This is a genomic window from Pseudomonas sp. ICMP 460 (genome assembly GCF_002723595.1).
Taxonomy (GTDB): Bacteria; Pseudomonadota; Gammaproteobacteria; order Pseudomonadales; family Pseudomonadaceae; genus Aquipseudomonas; species Aquipseudomonas kitaguniensis.
In genome coordinates, this window is record NZ_LKBR01000068.1 from 105,633 (window position 1) to 127,488 (window position 21,856).

At 59.4% G+C, this 21,856-nt stretch carries 17 protein-coding genes; 12 read left to right on the forward strand and 5 right to left on the reverse strand.

The genetic code is table 11. From position 1 onward, the window contains the following. Window positions 1–850: 850 nt before the first annotated feature. From moaE to AO240_RS25570, 5 genes are all read right to left on the reverse strand, one after another. Window positions 851–1,300, reverse strand: coding sequence for a molybdopterin synthase catalytic subunit MoaE (gene moaE / locus AO240_RS25550; RefSeq protein WP_099240237.1), 450 nt, complete (start codon window positions 1,298–1,300; stop codon window positions 851–853). A gap of 2 nt (window positions 1,301–1,302) precedes the next feature. After that, entirely contained in the window at window positions 1,303–1,545 is a 243-nt protein-coding gene (gene moaD / locus AO240_RS25555) for a molybdopterin converting factor subunit 1 (RefSeq protein WP_099240239.1), read from the reverse strand. Next, on the reverse strand, window positions 1,542–2,015 hold the full coding sequence (gene moaC / locus AO240_RS25560) for a cyclic pyranopterin monophosphate synthase MoaC (RefSeq protein WP_058412005.1): 474 nt from the start codon (window positions 2,013–2,015) through the stop codon (window positions 1,542–1,544). The genes moaD and moaC overlap by 4 nt, the downstream gene beginning before the upstream one ends. A gap of 96 nt (window positions 2,016–2,111) precedes the next feature. Beyond that, window positions 2,112–3,506, reverse strand: a complete 1,395-nt coding sequence (locus AO240_RS25565; RefSeq protein WP_058412006.1) for a PhoH family protein — start codon at window positions 3,504–3,506, stop codon at window positions 2,112–2,114. Window positions 3,507–3,852: 346 nt separating this feature from the next. After that, on the reverse strand, window positions 3,853–4,977 hold the full coding sequence (locus tag AO240_RS25570) for a polysaccharide deacetylase family protein (RefSeq protein ID WP_099240240.1): 1,125 nt from the start codon (window positions 4,975–4,977) through the stop codon (window positions 3,853–3,855). A 119-nt stretch (window positions 4,978–5,096) separates the two neighbouring features. On the opposite strand from AO240_RS25570, the gene yaaA reads away from it, so the two are divergent. From yaaA to AO240_RS25635, 12 genes are all read left to right on the forward strand, one after another. Then, window positions 5,097–5,876: a peroxide stress protein YaaA gene (yaaA, locus tag AO240_RS25575; protein ID WP_099240242.1), complete on the forward strand. Its 780-nt coding sequence runs from the start codon at window positions 5,097–5,099 to the stop codon at window positions 5,874–5,876. Window positions 5,877–6,787: 911 nt separating this feature from the next. Beyond that, window positions 6,788–8,104 (forward strand): nucleotide sugar dehydrogenase, encoded by a 1,317-nt coding sequence (locus tag AO240_RS25580; protein ID WP_058412009.1) that lies wholly within the window; start codon window positions 6,788–6,790, stop codon window positions 8,102–8,104. Between the two features lie 113 nt (window positions 8,105–8,217). Next, window positions 8,218–9,699 carry a mannuronan synthase gene (alg8, locus tag AO240_RS25585; RefSeq protein WP_177445868.1) on the forward strand — a complete coding sequence of 494 codons (1,482 nt, stop codon included), beginning with the start codon at window positions 8,218–8,220 and terminating at the stop codon, window positions 9,697–9,699. A gap of 35 nt (window positions 9,700–9,734) precedes the next feature. Continuing rightward, window positions 9,735–10,901: an alginate biosynthesis protein Alg44 gene (locus tag AO240_RS25595; RefSeq protein WP_099240246.1), complete on the forward strand. Its 1,167-nt coding sequence runs from the start codon at window positions 9,735–9,737 to the stop codon at window positions 10,899–10,901. Between the two features lie 8 nt (window positions 10,902–10,909). Beyond that, window positions 10,910–12,433, forward strand: a complete 1,524-nt coding sequence (algK, locus tag AO240_RS25600; RefSeq protein WP_371918680.1) for an alginate biosynthesis TPR repeat lipoprotein AlgK — start codon at window positions 10,910–10,912, stop codon at window positions 12,431–12,433. Continuing rightward, complete coding sequence (locus AO240_RS25605; protein ID WP_099240248.1) at window positions 12,430–13,917, forward strand: alginate export family protein; 1,488 nt, start codon at window positions 12,430–12,432, stop codon at window positions 13,915–13,917. The genes algK and AO240_RS25605 overlap by 4 nt, the downstream gene beginning before the upstream one ends. Next, complete coding sequence (gene algG, locus AO240_RS25610) at window positions 13,917–15,506, forward strand: mannuronan 5-epimerase AlgG (RefSeq protein ID WP_099240250.1); 1,590 nt, start codon at window positions 13,917–13,919, stop codon at window positions 15,504–15,506. Before AO240_RS25605 ends, algG begins: the two co-directional genes overlap by 1 nt. An 11-nt stretch (window positions 15,507–15,517) precedes the next feature. Continuing rightward, complete coding sequence (locus AO240_RS25615; RefSeq protein ID WP_099240370.1) at window positions 15,518–16,966, forward strand: alginate O-acetyltransferase; 1,449 nt, start codon at window positions 15,518–15,520, stop codon at window positions 16,964–16,966. Window positions 16,967–16,974: 8 nt separating this feature from the next. Beyond that, on the forward strand, window positions 16,975–18,084 hold the full coding sequence (locus AO240_RS25620; RefSeq protein ID WP_099240252.1) for a mannuronate-specific alginate lyase: 1,110 nt from the start codon (window positions 16,975–16,977) through the stop codon (window positions 18,082–18,084). A 228-nt stretch (window positions 18,085–18,312) separates the two neighbouring features. Further along, window positions 18,313–19,845, forward strand: a complete 1,533-nt coding sequence (locus AO240_RS25625) for an MBOAT family protein (protein ID WP_099240254.1) — start codon at window positions 18,313–18,315, stop codon at window positions 19,843–19,845. A 10-nt stretch (window positions 19,846–19,855) separates the two neighbouring features. Then, window positions 19,856–21,040 carry an alginate O-acetyltransferase gene (locus AO240_RS25630; protein ID WP_099240256.1) on the forward strand — a complete coding sequence of 395 codons (1,185 nt, stop codon included), beginning with the start codon at window positions 19,856–19,858 and terminating at the stop codon, window positions 21,038–21,040. Between the two features lie 16 nt (window positions 21,041–21,056). Next, window positions 21,057–21,710 carry an alginate O-acetyltransferase AlgF gene (locus tag AO240_RS25635; protein ID WP_058412017.1) on the forward strand — a complete coding sequence of 218 codons (654 nt, stop codon included), beginning with the start codon at window positions 21,057–21,059 and terminating at the stop codon, window positions 21,708–21,710. The last annotated feature ends 146 nt before the right edge of the window (window positions 21,711–21,856 follow it).

Sequence of the window (21,856 nt, forward strand, 5' to 3'; positions counted from 1 at the left end):
CGTGGTTTAACGGGGCGCTTCTCAGATCAAGATCACAAAGATCAAGAGCAAGAGCACGGCGGCCTGAAAGCCGACCTGAGTGGTTGAAGCAGATCAGAAGCAGATCAAGGGCGGGTCTTGAGTACACAGCAGATCTGCTTTTTTTGCTTTTTGTGGGAGGGGGCTTGCTCCCGATAGCAGTTTTACAGTTGATAAGGCGGGTCTTGAGTACACAGCAGATCTGCTTTTTTTGCTTTTTGTGGGAGGGGGCTTGCTCCCGATAGCAGTTTTACAGTTGATAAATGAGTTAACTGACCCACCGCCATCGGGAGCAAGCCCCCTCCCACAGTTGACCGAGTTCGGCTTAGATGATCGTTCCCACGCTCTGCGTGGTAATGCCGCTCCGGACGCTCTGCGTCCCGCTTTTTCAGCCATAGAATCTCCCACATGTAACCGCATTCAGCGTGTGAGATTGGGTCGGCTTTCAGGCCGCCTGCTTGTGATCTTTGTGATCTTGATCTAAGGCGCCCCGTTAAACCACGATGGCCGAACGCAGATATTACGGAGCGGGTAAACCGGCAGGACGCCGGTNGCGCATTCAACGTGTGAGATTGGGTCGGCTTTCGGGCCGCCTGCTTGTGATCTTGATTTTGATCTGAAAAGCGCCCCGTTAAAGAGTGGTGGGGCAAGAGCGTTTTGGTTACTTTGCGCTTTTCAAGAGTGACCCGCTGTAAGAGCGGAACCGATATAAGCCATAGACTCAATAACGGATATGCACTCAAAGCCGAAGTCACAAGCCTGAATAAATTTTAATAGCAAAAACAACAGGTTATTTTTAGCTTGATAGGAGGGGGCCTACTCCCTCCCACCTTTACTTCCAGCGATCCGCCGCTGCGTGATCGCTGCCCCGCCCGTCCACCCAGCGCGGGCCTTCTGGGGTGTTTTCTTTCTTCCAGAACGGCGCGCGGGTCTTCAAGTAGTCCATCACAAACGCGCAGGCATCAAACGCGGCCTGGCGATGCGCGCTGGCGGCGGCGACGAAGACGATGGGCTCGCCCGGCTCCAGCGCGCCGATACGGTGCAGCACTTCCAGCTTGAGCAGCGGCCAGCGTTGCCCGGCTTCCACGGCAATTTTGGCCAGGGCTTTTTCGGTCATGCCGGGGTAATGCTCAAGGAACATCCCCGACACCGCGTGGCCGTCATTGAAGTCGCGCACATAACCGACAAAACTCACCACCGCGCCCACGCCAACATTGGCTGCGTGCATGGCGTTCAGCTCAGCACCGGGATCAAACGCCTCGGCCTGCACCCGAATGGCCATGGTCAGCCTCCGGTTACAGGCGGGAAAAAAGCCACTTCATCACCTGCTTGCAACGGCTCGTCGAGGCCGCACAGCTCCTCGTTGCGTGCACACATCAGGCTCGTCTCGTTGAGCACTTCAAAGCCCGGGTCACCGGCCAGCGCCAGGCGCACCGCGTCGACTGTCGCGAAGTCGCCTTCGACTTCCAGTGAATCCAGGCCCACCGCCTCGGCGTAGCGCGCAAAAAACAATACGTTGATGCTCATGCTTGATCCGCCTTGAAGTGCCCACTTTTACCGCCGAGCTTTTCCAGCAGGCGAATACTTTCGATGGTCATGCCACGGTCCACCGCCTTGCACATGTCGTAGATGGTCAGCGCCGCGACGCTGGCGGCGGTCAAGGCCTCCATCTCCACACCGGTTTGGCCGCTGAGTTTGCAGCGCGCCAGGATATGCACCGCGTCGACGCCCTCGGCGCGCAGCTCAACCTTGACCCCGGTGAGCATCAGCGGGTGGCACAGCGGGATCAGATCACTGGTTTTTTTAGCCGCCTGAATACCGGCAATACGCGCCACGGCAAACACGTCGCCCTTGGGATGGGCGCCGTCGACAATCATTTTCAGGGTGTCGGGCAGCATGCGCACCCGCGCTTCGGCCACGGCCTCACGGAACGTCACGGCTTTGTCAGTGACGTCGACCATATGGGCGCGACCTTGGGAATCGAGATGAGTCAGCACGGGGCCTCCTTGAGGCAACAAAAAAGCTACAAGCCGCAAGCGGTCAGTGAACAACCCACTGAACCCACTTGCAGCTTGTAGCTTAAAGCTTGCTGCTTAGAGATGCGACTCGGCGTATTCAGCCAGAATCGAGCGAGGAACCCCTTGCAGCGCAATGTGCACGCCGTTCGGGAAGTCTTTGAAGCGTTCCGTCAGGTACGTAAGCCCGGAGCTGGTCGCGGACAGGTAAGGGGTATCGATTTGCGCCAGGTTGCCCAGGCACACTACTTTGGACCCGGCGCCGGCACGCGTGATGATGGTTTTCATCTGGTGCGGTGTCAGGTTCTGGCATTCATCAATCAAAATCAGGCTTTGCTGGAAGCTGCGACCGCGGATGTAGTTGAGGGATTTAAACTGCAACGGCACTTTGCTGAGGATGTAATCGACGCTGCCATGGGTGTTTTCGTCATCCATGTGCAAGGCTTCGAGGTTGTCGGTGATCGCCCCAAGCCACGGCTCCATTTTTTCCGCTTCGGTGCCGGGCAGAAAACCGATTTCCTGGTCCAGGCCCTGCACGCTGCGGGTAGCGATGATGCGCCGATAGCGCTTGGTGACCATGGTCTGCTCGATGGCCGCCGCCAGTGCGAGGATGGTTTTCCCCGAACCTGCAGCGCCCGTCAGGTTGACCAAATGGATGTCCGGGTCGAGCAGCGCATACAGCGCCAGGCTCTGGTAGATGTCACGCGGTTTCAGGCCCCAGGCTTCCTGATGCAACAGGGGTTCCTGGTGCAGATCAAGAATCAGCAGCTTGTCGACCTGAATCTCTTTGATCCAGCCGACAAAACCCTGTTCATCAATAATGAATTCATTGATGTGCACAGAAGGCAGGTTGTCGATCAACTGCACCTGGTGCCAGGTGCGGCCGTGGTCCTGACGGGTTTCAACCTTGCTCACAAGGTCCCAGAACGAGCCGGTCACCGTGTGATAACCACGCGAAAGCATCGACACGTCGTCGACCAGTTGGTCGGTACTGTAGTCCTCGGCAGCGATCCCACACGCTCGTGCCTTGAGGCGCATATTGATGTCTTTGGTCACCAGCACCAGGCGCAGGTCCTTGTCGCGTGCGTGCAGGTCGATCAATTGGTTGATGATTTTGTTGTCGTTCAGATTCTCCGGTAGCAGGCTGTTGGGCTCGCTGCGCTTGTTCATCAGAATCGACAGCAAGCCCTTCGGCCCGCTTTTACCGCGCTGGATCGGCACACCCACTTCAACGTCATCGGGCGAGGCTTCGCCCAGCGTCTTGTCGATCAGGCGGATGGCCTGGCGGCATTCGGCGGCAACGCTGTGGTGCCCGCTTTTGAGTTTGTCGAGCTCCTCAAGCACGATCATCGGGATGGCGACGTGGTGTTCTTCGAAATTGAGCAGTGCGTTTGGATCGTGAATCAATACGTTGGTATCAAGCACATAAAGGATTGGCTGGTCGGAAGAAGGGTTACGTCCATGATCATCCATACTCGGTCACCTTTGTGGGAGCCAGTCGACGCAATACCACAACAGTGCTGCGCCTCGATTCGACCACCGAATGCACCTGAGGGACGTCAAGTGCATGCCCACATGAGGAGTCTTGGAAGACGCCACCTGTGTTGCAGGTTTCGGCGGTCTGACTTCGTAATACCGCAAAAGGCATGACAGGAAAAAGCACTTTGACGTTTTTTTGAAGTTTATTTTTCAGGATGACGAATAGCACTAGCCGAGTGCCAGCTACGCCGTTAAAGTCGGAAGTCCGCCTGCATCGAAATGTCGCGAAAAATCACCGCTTGAACGCCTCATGCCCAGCAGGGCCGGGCACTTGAGCTTTTCAGCGAAACGCCTCCCGGCAGTCCTGCCAACCCAGCCCACTTTGCGCCGTTGCCTGCAATAACATCGGCAACGCTACCCGCGCCTTGTCTTGGGTGTCATGAAACACAATCACGCCTTTGCGCCACAGCAACATCAAGGTCAGCACTCGCTCCTGCGACTCATCGGCCTTGAGTTTGCCCGGTTCGTCCTGAGAGTCGATGCCCCATAACGCCACCTGCAAACCCTGGGCTTGAAAGAACCCCTGACTGTCGGCGCGACGCTGGCCGTAAGGCGGGCGAAACAGCGGCATGTAGTTTTCCGGCATCAGGTTCTGCACCAGCGATGCGCTGCGGGTGATTGAGCTTTGCCAGTCGACCCAATGGCTGTGCGACCGGTATTGCCAGCCCTGTATGCCCACGCACTGGCCCTGATACAGCGCCTGCACATCCGCAGCAGAACTGCGCTCGACGCGGGTTTGCAGGCTGCTGCCGAGCACAAAAAAGGTGGCGCTCATCTTTTGTTTGCGCAGGTAGTCGGTGAGCCAGTCGGTAGCGCCGCTGACGGGTGCCGGGCCGCCGTCGAAGGTCATCAGGAACATGCGATCGTTGAATTCTTCGCCATTGCGTTCGTGGTCGCCAAAACGCGCGACTTCGCTGCTGATCTGCGGGAACAGCGCGGCTTTGCGCAGCAGCTCGTCCAGGTAACGCTCATGGAAGTTATGGCTGGGGCCAGCCCAGCCTATATAAAAGGAGTCGTCGCTGAGCGCGAACTTGCCCGCCTGCTCACGCAGGTCATCCATGCTTTCGACCAGGTAACAGAACGAGGCGTCTTCCTCGCAGCTTTGCTGGGCGAACGTGTAGTTTTCCAGCAGGCGCTGCCAGAGCTGGCGGCGCAAATCGTCAATGGCGGCCAGGTTGATGATCTTCAGGCCCAGGCGTTGCTTGAGCGCGGCTTCGTCCTGGTTTTCGCTGGCGATCAGGCTGTGCGCGAACATCAGGATTTCAGCGCGTGAGGCGACGTCGAACAACGCCGGGCTGCTGAGTTTTTCGGGCCAGGTGCCACGGTCCAGGCTGGCCACATCCACCGGGGCGGCGTGTGCGGTCAGGCCTATCAGGCACGCGGACAATAAAAGCGCTATTCGCACACGGGGTCTCCCTCTCCAGAGTCACCGCCCATCATAGCGGATCATGCCTATAGCCATCATCGGTGGAGTCAAAACGCCCAACCCCCTAGAATCCCCTCACGATTACAGGAGACGACTTCATGCTGATGGTGATTTCCCCCGCCAAGACCCTCGACTTCGAGGCCCCGCCGGTAACCCAGCGCTTTACCCAGCCGCAGTACCTGGACCATTCCCGGGAACTGATCGAGCAACTGCGCCAACTAAGCCCAGCGCACATCAGCGAACTGATGCACGTGTCCGACAAAATCGGTGGCCTGAATGCCGCGCGCTTCGGCAGTTGGACCCCGGATTTCACCCCGGCCAACGCCAAACAAGCCCTGCTCGCCTTTAAAGGCGACGTTTACACCGGCCTGAATGCCGACACTTTCAGCGACGCAGATTTCAGCTACGCCCAGGACCACCTGCGCATGCTCTCGGGCCTCTACGGGCTGCTGCGCCCATTGGACCTGATGATGCCGTACCGGCTGGAGATGGGCACCAAACTCGCCAACGCGCGCGGCAAAGACCTCTACGCCTTCTGGGGCACGCGCATCAGCGAATGGCTTAACGAAGCACTCGCCGAACAAGGCGATGACCTGCTGCTGAACCTGGCGTCCAACGAGTACTTCTCAGCGGTCAAGCGCACGGCGCTGAACGCGCGAATCATCAACACCGAGTTCAAAGACCTGAAAAACGGCCAGTACAAGATCATCAGCTTCTACGCCAAAAAGGCGCGGGGCATGATGAGCCGCTTTGTGATCGAAGAGCGCATCAACGACCCGGCCAAGCTCAAGCAGTTTGATGTGCAGGGCTATCGCTTCGATGCGGAGCAGTCCAAGCCGGACAACCTGGTGTTTTTGCGCGATCACGCACCGCAATAGCGCCCTACCCAGCCCATTGATCGTTCCCATACCCAGCTGTTCAGGCTGCTTAAGGTCAACTGTGGGAGGGGGCTTGCTCCCGATAGCGGTGGGTCAGTCGAAGCAGCTATGACTGAAACACCGCTATCGGGAGCAAGCCCCCTCCCACATTTTTTTTCCGCGTGTCTCCCTCCGGTCGTCATTTATCTGACGCAAGAAAACCGTCCGTACGTCTTTATGAAAAAAATTTCATTCGACAATTTTCATTTTTTTTCGTAGTGGCACCAAATGTTCAAAACAGTAGTGGCACAAAACCATCTCTTCGCATCAACTCCCTGCAACTACGGGTTCAAGTAGCCGGTACTATCAATATACTACCAGTGCCATCTTTTCTAATATTTCAAGAAATTTCCGCAAACAGGATGAGTGGCCAGGAACTTCATCCTGAACCGCCGCTCATACCACCGGTAGCGAAATTCTCTGTTGCTGTAAGAGAAGGCTTACCTGAAGACCAGCGGAAGTAGCAAAGTTGCCACGGCTAAACTTTGACTCACAGGTCACCTGTCCATTGAATAGTTAAGAGCGGCGACAAGGATGAATTGCCACACACTATAAGGCCAAGGCCGAGCTTACCTGAATGTGTCAGTGGGACAACCCAAGGCATTGATAATCAAAGGCTTATAACCTTTATCAATACCCTGCGGCACTGGCGTCAGGCCCTTCTCCCATGAAGGCTGGCTGCATTCCAGGGCAAGCCCCAATTACAAGGCCACGTTGCGCACAACTTGAGTGCCATTGTTAGTCACTCGTTATTTAACCTGCCGTTTCGCAGTAAGCAGGCGTCTATTCGCCTAACTTTCGCGATAACAGTGACGTTTGCAAACATGAACTCCGGCCATCTAATTGGCATGATTAATATTGAGGTAAATGCGATGCGCATTAGCATATTTGGTTTGGGTTACGTTGGCGCAGTCTGTGCCGGTTGCCTGTCTGCACGGGGCCATGAAGTGGTCGGCGTAGACATCTCAAAGGATAAGATCGACCTGATCAATGCAGGCAAATCGCCCATCGTTGAACCGGGTTTGGGCGAACTGTTGAGCCAAGGTATCGAAACCGGTCGACTGCGTGGCACTACCAACTTCGCCGACGCGATCCGTGATACTGACCTGTCGATGATTTGCGTCGGTACGCCCAGCAAGAAAAACGGCGACCTGGAACTCGATTACATCGAAGCGGTGTGCCGCGAGATCGGTTTTGTGCTGCGTGACAAAACCACCCGCCACACCGTGGTAGTGCGCAGCACCGTGCTGCCCGGCACCGTGGCCAATGTGGTGATCCCGATCCTTGAAGACTGCTCCGGCAAAAAAGCCGGCGTCGACTTCGGCGTTGCGGTCAACCCGGAATTCCTGCGTGAATCCACCGCCATCGCCGACTACGACCTGCCGCCAATGACCGTCATCGGCGAATTCGACAAAGCCTCCGGCGATGTCTTGCAGTCGCTGTACGAAGAACTCGACGCACCGATCATCCGCAAGGACATCGCGGTCGCCGAAATGATCAAGTACACCTGCAACGTGTGGCACGCCACCAAAGTCACCTTCGCCAACGAGATCGGCAACATCGCCAAGGCGGTCGGCGTCGATGGTCGCGAAGTGATGGAAGTGGTCTGCCAGGACAAAACCCTCAACCTGTCCCAGTACTACATGCGCCCAGGCTTTGCGTTCGGCGGCTCGTGCCTGCCAAAAGACGTGCGTGCCCTGACCTACCGCGCAGGTTCGCTGGACGTGGAAGCGCCGCTGCTCAACTCGCTGATGCGCAGCAACGAGTCGCAAGTGCAGAACGCCTTCGACATCGTCGAAAGCCACGACAAACGCAAAGTCGCGCTGCTGGGCCTGAGCTTCAAGGCCGGCACCGATGACCTGCGCGAAAGCCCATTGGTCGAGCTGGCGGAAATGCTCATCGGCAAGGGTTACGACCTGAGCATCTACGACAGCAACGTCGAATATGCCCGCGTGCACGGCGCGAACAAAGACTACATCGAAGGCAAGATCCCGCACGTGTCGTCCCTGCTCAACTCGGACTTCGACGCCGTGATCAACAACTCCGACGTGATCATCCTGGGCAACCGCGACGAGAAATTCCGTGCCCTGGCGCATAACGCACCGCACGGCAAGCAAGTGGTCGACCTGGTGGGCTTCATGTCCAAGGCCACCAGCGTGACTGGCCGCACCGAAGGCATTTGCTGGTAACGGAAGAGCAGCGGCAAGTTTCGAGCTGCAAGCTGCGAGTAAAAGCACCGCCAATTGCAGCTTGCGGCTTGCGGCTTGTAACTAGCCGCTTTCACCACCTTCGGATGACGCTCATGTCCAAGTTAAAACACCTACTTCTACAGTCGGCAGGCTGGCTATTGTTTTTGAGCCTGCTGATGGGACTCGCCTTGCTGTTGCCGGCGAGTACGTTCGACGCCGAGTCGAAGAATTTTATCTTCCTGATTGGCGCCGTGGGTATCTGGCGCTACTCGATGGGTGCTACGCACTTCTTTCGCGGCATGCTGTTCCTGTACGTGGTCTACCCCCACTTGCGGCGCAAAGTGCGCAAGCTGGGCAAGGCCGCCGACCCCTCGCATGTGTTCCTGATGGTCACCAGCTTCAGGATTGATGCGTTGACCACCGCGCAGGTCTACAGCTCGGTGATTCGCGAAGCCATCGAATGCGGCTTCCCCACCACCGTGGTCTGCTCGCTGGTGGAAATGTCCGATGAGCTGCTGGTGAAGAGCTTGTGGGAACGCATGAACCCGCCGGAACACGTGAAGCTGGACTTCGTGCGCATCGCCGGCACCGGCAAGCGCGATGGCCTGGCCTTCGGTTTCCGCGCCATCTCCCGCCACCTGCCGGATGACCGCGCGGTGGTTGCCGTGATCGACGGCGACACTGTGCTGGCCGAAGGCGTGGTGCGCAAAACCGTGCCGTGGTTCCAGCTGTTCGGCAATGTCGGCGGCCTGACCACCAACGAGTTCTGCGAAGTGCGCGGCGGCTACATCATGAGCGAATGGCACAAGCTGCGCTTCGCCCAACGCCACATCAACATGTGCTCCATGGCTTTGTCCAAACGCGTGCTGACCATGACCGGGCGCATGTCGGTGTTCCGTGCCAGCGTCGTCACCGACCCGGGTTTTATCGCCGACGTGGAAAGCGACTCGCTGCAACACTGGCGCCTGGGCCGCTTCAAGTTTTTGACCGGCGATGACAAGTCCAGTTGGTTCAGCTTGATGCGCCTCGGCTACGAAACCTTCTACGTGCCCGACGCCGCGATCAACACCGTGGAACACCCGCCGGAAAAGAGCTTCATCAAGGCCAGCCGCAAACTGATGTTTCGCTGGTACGGCAACAACCTGCGCCAGAACTCTCGCGCCCTCGGCCTGGGTGTTCGCCGTCTCGGTGTGTTCACCAGCATCGTGCTGTTCGACCAGCGCGTGTCGATGTGGACCTCGCTGCTCGGCCTGACCGTGGCGATCATCGCCACCTTCAAATACGGCGGTGCCTTCATCCTCGCGTACCTGCTTTGGATCGGCATCACCCGCCTGATTCTGACCCTGTTGCTGTCGTGCTCCGGCCATACGATCGGCCCGGCGTACCCGGTAATTCTGTATTACAACCAGATCATGGGCGCACTGGTGAAAATCTACGTGTTCTTCCGCCTTGATCAACAGTCCTGGACCCGCCAGGACACCAAACTGACCCGCGATTTGGCCAGCTTTCAACGTTGGTTCAACACCTGGTCGTCTCGGACCATGACCTTCTCCGCCGGCAGCATTTTCGTTGCCGTGTTGCTGATGATGGTCTGACCTGCCAAGCCTGAATTAACTTAAGGAATGCCCTGATGAACAGCCAAGTAAACGCCAACGTAGTTCACGAATCCGAAGCCCAGCGCCAACATGCGCGGGTCAAAATCCCCGCCAAGTTGCGCTTTTTCGGCAATGACGGCAAAGCGACCGAAGCGCGGGTCATCGACCTCTCCGCCGGCGGCCTGGCGTTCACCGCCACCCAGCCGTTAACCGTGGGTGAAGTGCACAAGGGCCGCCTGCAATTCGTCATCGATAACCTCGGCCTGGCGATGGACGTAGAGCTGCAAATTCGCTCTTACAACCGCCAGGACGGCCGCACCGGCTGCCAGTTCCAGAACCTCGAACAGCAAGACATCTCGACCCTGCGCCACTTGATCACCTCGCACTTGTCGGGTGACATCGTGTCGATGGGCGACGTGCTCGCCACCCTGCAACGTGACAACTTCACCAAGGCGCGCAAGGTCAAGGATGGCGGCAGCGGCATGACCGCGTTCGGGCGCCTGCGCGCCGTGACATTCAGCCTGGCGATCTTTTTGGTGGGCCTGGCGGCGTTCGGTTTCGTGTTCAAATCGGTGTACGGCATGTACTTCGTCAGCCACGCCCAGGCGGGCCTGGTCAGCGTACCCGGTATAAACGTGACCATGCCGCGCGACGGCACCGTGCAAAGCCTGCTCAAAGGTGACTCGGTAGCGGCCAAAGGCGCGCCACTCGCCACCTTCAGCACCAGCATGCTCGATGTACTCAAGGGCCATCTGGACGAAGACCAACTGCAACCGGCCAAGGTTGAAGAACTGTTCGGCAAGCAAATGACCGGCACCCTGACCTCGCCGTGCGATTGCGTGGTTGCCCAACAATTGGTCGCCGACGGCCAGTACGCCAGCAAGGGCGATGCGATCTTCCAACTGGTGCCCCGCGGCAGCCAGGCCACGGTTGAAGCACGCTTCACCTACCGCCAGTTCGGCGACGTGCGCCCCGGCACGCAGGTTAACTTCCAGGTGGCCGACGAAGAACAGACCCGCACCGGCACCATCGTCAGCAGCACCAGCCTGAACAGCGCCGACTTGTCTTCCGACATCCGTGTGCAGATCAAGCCCGATGCGCCGCTGGACAGCACCTACGCCGGTCGCCCGGTAGAAGTCACCAGCGACCGTGGCCCGTCCCTGAACTGGCTGATCGACAAAGCCATGGCTCACGGTCTGTAAGCGAGGACATGCCTGTGAAGCCTATTTCAAAAACAGCACTGCCCCCTGTGGGAGCCGGGCTTGCCCGCGATGCAGGCGACTCGGTGTCCCTGACAAACCGTGCCGATGCCATCGCAGGCAAGCCAGCTCCCACACAGAGCAGATTTCAGTCAGCCTCTGCGTACTGCGCGTTGGCATTGGCGGTGAGCCTGGCCGGTTGCGCCGGCCTGCCTGACCAGCGCCTGGCCAACGAAGCCTTGAAGCGTGGCGACACGGTGACCGCGCAGCAGAATTATCAGCAGCTCGCCAACCTCGGCTACAGCGACGCCCAAGTCGGCCTCGCCGACATTCAGGTCGGCACCCGCGACCCGGCGCAGATCAAGCAGGCCGAAGCCACTTACCGCGCGGCCGCCGATACCTCGCCGCGCGCGCAGGCACGCCTGGGCCGCCTGTTGGTGGCCAAACCGGGCGCCACCGAGGCCGAGCAGCACGAGGCCGAAGGCTTGCTGAAAAAAGCCTTTGCCAATGGCGAAGGCAATACCCTGATCCCGCTGGCAATGCTCTACCTGCAATACCCGCACAGCTTCCCGAACGTGAATGCCCAGCAGCAAATCAACACCTGGCAAGCGGCGGGTTACCCGGAAGCCGGTCTGGCCCAAGTGCTGCTCTATCGCACTCAGGGCACCTACGACCAGCACCTGGATGACGTGGAGCGCATCTGCAAGGCCGCGCTGAACAGCACCGACATCTGCTACGTCGAGCTGGCCACGGTTTACCAGAAAAAAGCCGAGCCGGAAAAGCAAGCCGAACTGCTCAAGCAGATGCAAGCGGGCTACAGCCGTGGCACCGTCACCGCACAACGCGTCGACAGCGTGGCGCGCGTGTTGGGTGATGCCAGCTTGGGCAAAACCGACGAAAAAACCGCGCAGGCGCTGCTCGAAAAAATCGCCCCCGGCTACCCGGCGTCCTGGGTCAGCCTGGCGCAACTGCTCTACGACTTCCCGGAACTGGGCGACGTCGACCAGATGATGAAGTACCTGGACAACGGCCGCGCCGCCGACCAGCCGCGCGCCGAACTGGTGCTGGGCAAACTCTACTTCGAAGGCAAGTGGGTACCGGCAGATGCCAAGGCGGCCGAAGCGCATTTCGAAAAAGCCGTGGGCAAGGAAGTCGCCGCCGATTATTACCTCGGCCAGATCTACCGCCGTGGTTACTTGGGCAAGGTCTATTCGCAAAAAGCCCTCGACCACTTGCTGACCGCTGCACGCAACGGCCAGAACAGCGCCGACTTCGCCATCGCGCAGTTGTTTTCCCAAGGCAAGGGCACCCAGCCCAACCCATTGAACGCCTATGTCTTCAGCCAATTGGCCAAAGCCCAGGACACGCCAGAGGCGAATGAACTGGCCACGCAGCTCGAAGCCCCGCTGACGCCTGAGCAACGCGCCGAAGGCCAACGCCTGGTGCAACAGGAACTGGCCGCGCGCGGCAGCCTGGCCCAGAACACGCTGCAACTGCATGCCCTGCAAGAAGAAGACGGCGAGGAATCCCTATGAAGCTCAACCCATTCGTCAAGGCCGGTATCGGCCTGACCTTTGCCCTGCTGTGGTCGTGCCCGACCCTGGCTGCGCTGACCGAAACCAAGAACTTCGGCGTCGATGTAAAAATCACCGGGCAGTCCGAAGACGACCGCGACCTCGGCACGCAAAAAGGCGGCGACGTTAACGGCATCGGCCTCGACCTGCGCCCGTGGGTCTACGGCGAAAGCGGCGCGTGGAGCGCCTACGCGATGGGCCAGGCGGTGGCTTCGAGTGACATCATCGAGACCGACACCCTGCAACAGTCCTCCGATGACAGCACCGAGCAATCGAGCAACGACGACCGCAAAACCAAGAAAAACTACTTGGCCCTGCGCGAGTTCTGGGTTGGCTACAGCGGCTTCACGCCCTACCCCGGCGAGATCCTCAAACTGGGTCGCCAACGCCTGCGCAACGACGACGGCCAATGGCGCGACACCAACATCGAAGCACTCAACTGGACCTTCGACACCACGCTGCTCAAGGCGAATGTCGGCGCGGCCGAGCGTTTCAGCGAATACCGCACCGACCTCAAAGAACTGTCGCCGGTCGATAAAGACCGTCAGCACCTCTACGCAGACGCCGCTTACCAGTGGGCGCCGGGCAACTGGGTCGGCGTGCGCGGCCACCACACGCATGACGACGGCAAGCTCGACTATGCCGAACCGGGGGTGGCCAGCGACCCGTTGGACAAGCGCGAAAACGGCGACCTGACATGGCTCGGCATCGAAGCCAACAGCGACGCCTATAACTGGCGCAACACCAATACCGTTAACTACTGGGCCAGCGTCACCGGCATGCGCGGCGACCGCGACACGGTCAACGCCTTGAACGCCGACGGCAGCCGCCCGACAAACGCCAAGCGCAGCGATGATGTGAGTGGCTGGGCCACCGACCTCGGCGTGCGCTTGCGCCTTGACCCGCAGTGGCAAGTCGGCGCGGCCTATTCGCGCGCCAGCGCCGAATACGAGCAGAACGGCCTGCAAAGCAACCGCTCGAACTGGACCGGCACGCAATCGCGCGTGCACCGCTTCGGTGAAGCGTTTCGCGGTGAAATGAACAACATGCAGTCGATGAGCCTGTTCGGTTCCTGGCAGTTGCGCGAGGACTACGACGCAAGCCTGGTGTACCACAAGTTCTGGCGCGTGGACGGCAACAAGCCGGTGGGCAGCAACGGTGTGGACGCGGTGCAAAACAACACCGATGACGTGACCGGCGCGATCCTCTCCAGCACGTCGTTGCCGCTTGAAGACGGCAAGAAAGACTTGGGCCAAGAGATGGACCTGGTCGTCACCAAGTACTTCAAAAAAGGCCTGCTGCCGGCCGCGCTCAGCCAGTCGGTCGACGAACCGTCGGCGCTGGTGCGCTTGCGTGCCGGCGTGTTCAAGCCGGGCGATGCGTATGGCAGCGGCGTCGACTCCTACATGCACCGCGCGTTTGTCGACGTGGTCTGGAAATTCTGATGGGAGCCTGCGCGATGAACCCTCAAGCCCTCAAAGGCTCGGTCAGCCTGCTGGTTGCAGCGATGCTGCTGGCCAGCACTTCGGCCTTTGCCGACGGTGCGCCGGTGAAGGCGCCGACCATCGCCAAAGAGCTGCAACAGGCCAAGACCTACACCATTTCCAGCCCGCCGACGGCGCCGCTGGAAATGGCCAAGCCAACCCTGCCGGACCTGTCGGGCTACACCGCGGCAGCGATGGAAAAGAAGATTGTGCGCACCAAAGTGGGCAAAGTCAGCATCCGCCGCATGATGCAGGAAGACGCGCTCAAGGACTTTATCGGTGGCGACAACAAGATGGCCGAATGGGTGGTGCGCCAGCACGGTATTCCCCAGGCGATCTTCGTCGACGACGGCTACCTGAACCTCAAGGACCTGCTCGGCAAAGTGCCCAAGCAGTACCTCAGCGAAACCTCGCCGGGGGTGTTTTTGGCCAAGTTGCCGATCGTGGTCGGGCGCAAAGGCATCCTCGACATCGACAACAAGACCCAAGAGCTGCGCCTGTCCCAGCAAGCCGGTGCGTTCCTGATCAACGACGGCCAGTTGTTTGTGCGTGACACCAAAATCACCGGCTGGAACGAAAAAACCAATGGCCCGGCGACCTTCCAGTCGCCCAAGGAATTTCGCCCGTTCCTGTTGGCCTGGGGCGGCACCGAAACCTACATTTCCAAGACCAAAATGGCCAGTTTCGGCTACGCCAACAGCAAGTCGTACGGGGTGAGTATTTCCCAGTACACGCCGAACATGGCCAAGGTGCTCAAACGTGCCGAGCCGACCGGCTGGATCATTGATTCCGAGTTCTCCGACCTGTTTTACGGCTTCTACTGCTACGAGACCACGGGCTTTGTGCTCAAGGGCAATACCTACAAAGACAACATCGTCTACGGCATTGACCCGCACGACCGTTCACACGGCCTGATCATCGCGGACAACACCGTGTACGGCACAAAAAAGAAGCACGGCATCATCATTTCCCGGGAGGTGAACGACAGTTTCATCTTCAACAACCGCAGCTACGACAACAAGCTCTCGGGCCTGGTGCTCGACCGTAACAGCGTGAATAACCTCGTCGCCGACAACGAGTTTTACCGCAACCACACCGACGGCATCACGCTCTATGAGAGCGGTGACAACCTGCTGTGGGGCAACAAGGTGATCGCCAACCGTCGCCACGGCATTCGGGTGCGTAACAGCGTGAACATTCGCCTCTACGAAAACACCTCGATGGCCAACGGCTTGACCGGCGTGTACGGCCACATCAAAGACTTGACCGATACCGACCGCGACATCGCCCTCGACCCGTTCGACGCCAAGGTGTCGCTGATCGTGGTCGGCGGTGAGCTGGCGGGTAACGGCAGCGGGCCGCTGTCGATTGATTCGCCGCTGAGCATCGAGCTGTACCGCGTGTCGATGCTGGCGCCGAGCAAATCCAGCGGCATCAGCTTCTCCGGAATTCTTGGTGATCGCCAGGAAGAAATTCTCGACCTGCTGGTGCGCCAGCAGAAAGCCGTGCTGATCGACCCTGTCGAACGCCAGACCGAAATGCAGGACTGAGGATGACCCTTATGCACCCACACATGATCAAACTGCTCAGCCTTTCGGGCTTGACCCTCGGCCTGCTGGCGGCCAGCCAAGGCGTACGCGCCGACGATGTGAAGGCGCCGACCTTCAGCGCCGAACCGTGCTGCAGCCTGTGCCCGGCAGCGCATGACGCAAAGAACTACACCACGCGTTACCAGCAGAACTTCACCACCCTGGTGCAAGCGCAGGGCGACTGGTTGTTCCGTACCCAGGAAGACTTGCGCACCGAATTCGACACCAGCCCCGCCGGCTACAAGCGCATGCAACAGCTGCACGATGCGTTCAAGGCCAAGGGCGTCGAATTGGTCGTGGTCTACCAGCCGACCCGTGGCCTGGTGAACCGCAACAAGCTCAACCCGCAAGAAAAAGCCTCGTTCGATTTCGACAAGGCGCTGGGCAACTACAAGACCATGCTCGGGCGTTTCGCCAAGATGGGCTACGTGGTGCCGGACCTCTCGCCGTTGACCAACGAGCAACTGCCGGACGAATTGCCCGCGCACGATTTTTACTTCCGTGGCGACCAACACTGGACACCGTACGGCGCCCAGCGCACGGCAAAAATCGTTGGCGCCAAAGTGCGTGCGATGCCTGAGTTTGCCGACATCCCCCAGCGTGAGTTCGAAACCAAACGCTCCGGGCGCATGGGCAAGACCGGCACCCTGCACAACATGGCCGGGCAACTCTGCGGCACCAGCTACGCCATCCAGTACATGGACCAGTTCACCACCGAGCCCAAGGGCGAGGCCGGCGACGGCGACCTGTTCGGTGATACGGGCAACCCGCAGATCACGTTGGTCGGCACCAGCCACAGCGGCAAGAACTACAACTTTGCCGGTTTTCTTGAACAGGAAATCGGTGCCGACATCCTCAACGTGGCCTTCCCTGGCGGTGGCCTTGAGGGCTCGATGATCCAGTACCTGGGCAGCGAGGAGTTCCAGAAAAGCCCGCCGAAAATTCTGATCTGGGAATTCTCGCCGCTGTATCGCCTCGACCAAGAGACCATCTACCGCCAGATGATGTCGCTGCTCGACAACGGCTGCGAAGGCAAAACCGCGCAGATGAGCGCCAGCACCACGCTCAAACCCGGCAAGAACGAATTGCTGGTTAACAGTTCGAACAAAGACCTGCGTAACGGCAGTCACCAGGTAGACATCCGCTTCGCCGACCCGTCGGTGAAAACCCTGCAAGCCACCCTCTGGTACATGAACGGGCGCCACGAGGACATCAAAATCGAAAAACCCGAAACATCCGATACAGACGGGCGTTTCGCCTTTGAACTGCGTACCGATGAAGACTGGGCCTCGCAGAACTTGCTGGCCGTGGAAGTGCAAGGCCCGGAAGCGGGCCAGGCCGCGCAGAAGGTTGAAGCGAAAATTTGCACACGCAACGTATTCCCGAGCAGTGGTCAACAGACCGCTCAACTTGGGCAATGAGGTTACCTATGCAGAAGTTATTGATTCCAACGCTGCTGGGCATGGCGATCTTCGCCGGCTCCGTTAACGCCGCCGCCCCACTGCGTCCGCCACAGGGCTACATGGCCCCGATCGAAGCGTTCAAGACCGGTGATTTCAAGAATGACTGCGGCGCCATGCCCGCGCCCTACACCGGCTCGCTGCAATTTCGCAGCAAGTACGAAGGCTCCGACAAGGCGCGCTCGACCCTGAACGTGCAATCCGAAAAAGCCTTTCGCGACAGCACCGCCGACATCACCACGCTGGAAAAAGACACCAGCAAGCGCGTGATGCAGTTCATGCGCGACGGCCGCCCGGAGCAACTGGAATGCACCTTGAACTGGCTGACCAGCTGGGCCAAGGCGGATGCGTTGATGTCCAAAGACTTCAACCACACCGGCAAGTCCATGCGCAAATGGGCCTTGGGCAGCATGGCCTCGGCCTATGTGCGCCTGAAGTTCTCCGACTCTCACCCGTTGGCCAACCGCCAGCAGGAATCGCAGTTGATCGAGAGCTGGTTCAGCAAAATGGCGGATCAGGTGGTCAGCGACTGGGACAATCTGCCGCTGGAAAAAACCAACAACCACTCCTACTGGGCCGCCTGGTCGGTGATGGCCACGTCCGTCGCCACCAACCGCCGCGACCTGTTTGACTGGGCGGTGAAGGAATACAAGGTCGGCGCCAACCAGGTCGACGCCCAAGGCTTTTTGCCGAACGAATTGAAGCGTCAGCAACGCGCGTTGTCGTACCACAACTACGCCTTGCCACCGCTGTCGATGATCGCCAGTTTCGCGCTGGTCAACGGTGTTGATTTACGCCAGGAAAACAACAGCGCGCTTAAACGTCTCGGCGAAAAAGTGCTGGCCGGGGTGAAAGACCCGGAGATCTTCGAGCAGAAGAACGGCAAAGAGCAGGACATGAAGGACCTCAAGCAAGACATGAAATTTGCCTGGCTTGAGCCCTTCTGCACCCTCTACACCTGCGCCCCGGACGTGATCGAACGCAAGCACGCGATGCAACCGTTCAAGACCTTCCGGCTGGGGGGTGACCTGACCAAGGTCTACGACCCGACGCACGAGAAGGGCAACAAAGGCAGCTGAAAATCCAGCGGACAAAACCGGGTTCAAATGTGGGAGCGGGCTTGCTCGCGATGACGGTGTAACAGTCGCCCTCTGTGTTGAATGCCACACCGCTATCGGGAGCAAGCACCCTCCCACCGTTTGAGCCGGTTTTGTCAGTGGAAATGTTGTACCGCCCTCCCGCGAAATCGTGGGGGGGTTTGGGGGGGCTGCGGCCCTTGACTGTTGGTTAAACATGGAGAGATCGGGATGGTTTTCTCGTCCAATGTGTTCCTGTTTTTGTTCTTGCCGATCTTTCTCGGCTTGTACTACTTAAGCGGGCAACGCTATCGCAACCTGCTGCTGCTGATTGCCAGCTACGTGTTCTACGCCTGGTGGCGAGTGGACTTTTTGGCGCTGTTCGCCGCCGTCACGCTGTGGAATTACTGGATCGGCCTCAAGGTCGGTGCGGCCGGCGTGCGCACCCAGCCGGCGCAGCGCTGGCTGCTGCTGGGCGTGGCGGTCGACCTGTGCATCCTCGGCTACTTCAAGTACGCCAACTTCGGCGTCGACAGCATCAACCTGATGATGAAGTCGGCGGGCCTTGAGCCATTTATTCTCACGCACGTGCTGTTGCCGATCGGTATCTCGTTCTACATCTTCGAGTCCATCAGCTACATCATCGACGTGTACCGCGGCGACACCCCGGCCACCCGCAACCTCATCGACTTTGCGGCGTTCGTGGCGATTTTCCCGCACTTGATCGCAGGCCCCGTGTTGCGCTTTCGCGACCTCGCCGACCAGTTCAACAACCGCACGCACACCCTCGACAAGTTCTCCGAGGGCTGCACGCGGTTCATGCAGGGCTTCATCAAGAAGGTATTTATCGCCGACACCCTGGCGGTGGTCGCCGACCATTGCTTTGCCCTGCAAAACCCCACCACCGGTGATGCCTGGCTCGGCGCACTGGCGTATACCGCGCAGCTCTACTTCGACTTCTCCGGCTACAGCGACATGGCCATCGGTTTGGGCTTGATGATGGGTTTTCGCTTCATGGAAAACTTCAAACAGCCGTACATCAGCCAGTCGATCACCGAATTCTGGCGCCGCTGGCACATCAGCCTGTCGACCTGGTTGCGGGACTACCTGTACATCACGCTGGGCGGCAACCGTAAAGGCACGCTCACCACTTACCGCAACCTGTTCCTGACCATGCTGCTGGGCGGTTTGTGGCACGGCGCGAACATCACCTACATCGTCTGGGGTGCCTGGCACGGCATGTGGCTGGCGATTGAAAAAGCCATCGGCCTGAACACCGCGCCGCGCAGCTTCAACGTGGTGCGCTGGGCCTTCACCTTCCTGCTGGTGGTGATGGGCTGGGTGATCTTCCGCTCCGAAAACCTGCACGTCGCCGGCCGTATGTACGGTGCGATGTTCAGCTTTGGCGAGTGGTCGCTGTCGGAACTCAACCGCGCCAACCTCACCGGCCTGCAAGTCGCAACCCTGGTGGTGGCGTACGCCACATTGGCGTTCTTCGGCCTGCGCGATTTCTACACCAACCGCCCAGCGGAAAAAGCCAAGCCGGCCGACCCGAGCCTGATCAAGGCCGTGCCGGGCGACAACCCCGGCAGCATCCACCAGCCAGGTTTCACGGTGGGCACAGACGCCACCGTGCAACCGGCCTACTGGGCGGCTGACTGGCCTCGCTACGCGATGCGCGCGGCGGTGCTGCTGCTGTTCGTGGCGTCGATTCTGAAACTGTCGGCGCAGAGTTTCTCGCCGTTCCTTTACTTCCAATTCTGAGGGGCCTGCCATGACTCGTTCATTACGCGTGCTCTATGTCAGCCTGTTCATGCTGGTGCTGTTGGCGCTGGGCGCCTGGTCGCTGCGCAGCTTCATGGGTTTCAGCACCAACGCCGACGCGACGGTGCTCAACGGGCGCTGGAGCAAAGCCGTCGAGACGCACTACGACGACGCGTTCCCGATCAAGCGCCTGGGCACCAACCTCTGGGCCGCGCTGGACTACAAGCTGTTCAATGAAGGCCGCGCCGGTGTGGTGCTGGGCCGCGATCACTGGTTGTACAGCGACGAGGAGTTCAACCCCGCCGTCAATGAAGACCAGAACCTTGAAGGCAACTATGCGCTGGTCGAAGGCGTGCGCCAGACGCTCAAGGCCAAAGGCATTCAACTGGTGATGGCGATTGTGCCTGCCAAGGTGCGCCTGTACCCGGAGCACCTGGGCGAAGTAAAACCGGCGAGCATCCACGCCAACCTGTACCAGGACTTCCATGCCCGCGTGGCGGCCGACAAGATCATCGCCCCCGACCTGCTCGGCCCGTTGCAACAGGCCAAGCTGGGCGGCACCCAAGTGTTCCTGCGCACCGACACCCACTGGACCCCGGACGGCGCCGAAATCGCCGCCAAGCGGTTGGCCAAAACCATTGCCGACAAAACCCCGCTCAGCGGCGCGCCGCAGCGCTTCGTCACCGAAGCCGAGAAAACCGAGCCGCACAAGGGCGACCTGCGGTTGTTCCTGCCACTGGACCCGCTGTTTGAAAACCTGATGCCGCCCAAAGAGCCGCTGCAAAAACGCGTCACGCACCTGGCTGAAAACAAAGGTGACGACGGGCTGTTCAGCGACAGCGAAACCCCGGTGGCACTGGTGGGCACCAGCTACAGCGCCAACCCCAACTGGAACTTCGTCGGCGCGCTCAAGCAAGCCTTGCACAGCGACGTTATCAATTACTCCGAAGACGGCCACGGGCCGATCCTGCCGATGCTCAGCTACCTGAACAGCGACGACTTCAAGAACAGCCCGCCACAGGTGCTGATCTGGGAGTTTCCTGAACGTTATCTGCCGGTGAACAACGAAATCGGCGATGCCGACCCGCAGTGGGTTGCACAGCTTAAACAAGCCGGTTCACGTCACCAGAACATGGCAAGCAACACCCCAGTTAACCAGCAAAAATCCGAGACGCCCGACCGGGCGCAAAACTGAAAGAGAGGTAACTCACATGACTTTCACTACAACTCCTCGTCGTCTCGCCAAGACTCTGGCCCTGGCTGCCGGTATCAGCGTTGCTTCAATGTCCGCCTTCGCCGGCGACGCCGCCCTGTACGGCCCCGTCGCTCCCAAAGGCTCAAGCTTTGTGCGCGTGTACAACGCCAGCAACCAGGAAGTCAGCGCCACCGTGGGCAGCACCAACCTGAGCGAAGTGGCGCCGTTGGCCAGCAGCGACTTCAGCTTTATGCCGGGCGGTGACTACAGCGCCAAGCTGGGCAGCCAGACCGTGCCGGTGAAACTCGCCGCTGACCATTACTACACGCTGGTGAATAACGGCAGCGGCCAGCCGCAGTTGATCGAAGAACCGCCGTTCAAGAACAAGCAAAAATCCCTGGTGCGCGTGCAAAACCTGAGTGACAAGGCGCTGACCCTGAAAACCGCCGACGGCAAGACCGACGTGGTCAAGTCCGTGGCTGCCAAGGGCCGTGGCGAACGCGAAATCAACCCGGTGAAGGTCAGCCTGGCGTTGTACGACGGTGACAAGAAAGTCGGCGATGTGAAGCCGGTCGCGCTGGAACGTGGTGAAGCGGCGGTGCTGTATGTGACCGGCTCGGGTTCGAGCATCTCGCCAGTCTGGGTAAAACGCCCCGTGTCGACCCGCTGATTATTTCCCTGTGGGAGCGGGCTTGCTCGCGATGGCATCACCTCGGTGTCACTGACAGACCGAGTCGCCTGCATCGCAGGCAAGCCAGCTCCCACAAGGACCGAGACAAATACAAGAGTGAAACGACAAACCTTCGTAGCTCTGAC

Bases quoted from the DNA above. Each gene is read 5' to 3' on its own strand.
- AO240_RS25630 (WP_099240256.1), top strand. From the start codon at position 19,856: ATGACTCGTTCATTACGCGTGCTCTATGTCAGCCTGTTCATGCTGGTG.
- algG (WP_099240250.1), top strand. From the start codon at position 13,917: ATGGGAGCCTGCGCGATGAACCCTCAAGCCCTCAAAGGCTCGGTCAGC.
- AO240_RS25620 (WP_099240252.1), top strand. From the start codon at position 16,975: ATGCAGAAGTTATTGATTCCAACGCTGCTGGGCATGGCGATCTTCGCC.
- AO240_RS25605 (WP_099240248.1), top strand. From the start codon at position 12,430: ATGAAGCTCAACCCATTCGTCAAGGCCGGTATCGGCCTGACCTTTGCC.
- AO240_RS25580 (WP_058412009.1), top strand. From the start codon at position 6,788: ATGCGCATTAGCATATTTGGTTTGGGTTACGTTGGCGCAGTCTGTGCC.
- alg8 (WP_177445868.1), top strand. From the start codon at position 8,218: ATGTCCAAGTTAAAACACCTACTTCTACAGTCGGCAGGCTGGCTATTG.
- moaD (WP_099240239.1), bottom strand. From the start codon at position 1,545: ATGAGCATCAACGTATTGTTTTTTGCGCGCTACGCCGAGGCGGTGGGC.
- algK (WP_371918680.1), top strand. From the start codon at position 10,910: ATGCCTGTGAAGCCTATTTCAAAAACAGCACTGCCCCCTGTGGGAGCC.
- AO240_RS25635 (WP_058412017.1), top strand. From the start codon at position 21,057: ATGACTTTCACTACAACTCCTCGTCGTCTCGCCAAGACTCTGGCCCTG.
- AO240_RS25595 (WP_099240246.1), top strand. From the start codon at position 9,735: ATGAACAGCCAAGTAAACGCCAACGTAGTTCACGAATCCGAAGCCCAG.
- AO240_RS25625 (WP_099240254.1), top strand. From the start codon at position 18,313: ATGGTTTTCTCGTCCAATGTGTTCCTGTTTTTGTTCTTGCCGATCTTT.
- yaaA (WP_099240242.1), top strand. From the start codon at position 5,097: ATGCTGATGGTGATTTCCCCCGCCAAGACCCTCGACTTCGAGGCCCCG.
- AO240_RS25615 (WP_099240370.1), top strand. From the start codon at position 15,518: ATGCACCCACACATGATCAAACTGCTCAGCCTTTCGGGCTTGACCCTC.
- moaE (WP_099240237.1), bottom strand. From the start codon at position 1,300: ATGGCCATTCGGGTGCAGGCCGAGGCGTTTGATCCCGGTGCTGAGCTG.
- AO240_RS25565 (WP_058412006.1), bottom strand. From the start codon at position 3,506: ATGGATGATCATGGACGTAACCCTTCTTCCGACCAGCCAATCCTTTAT.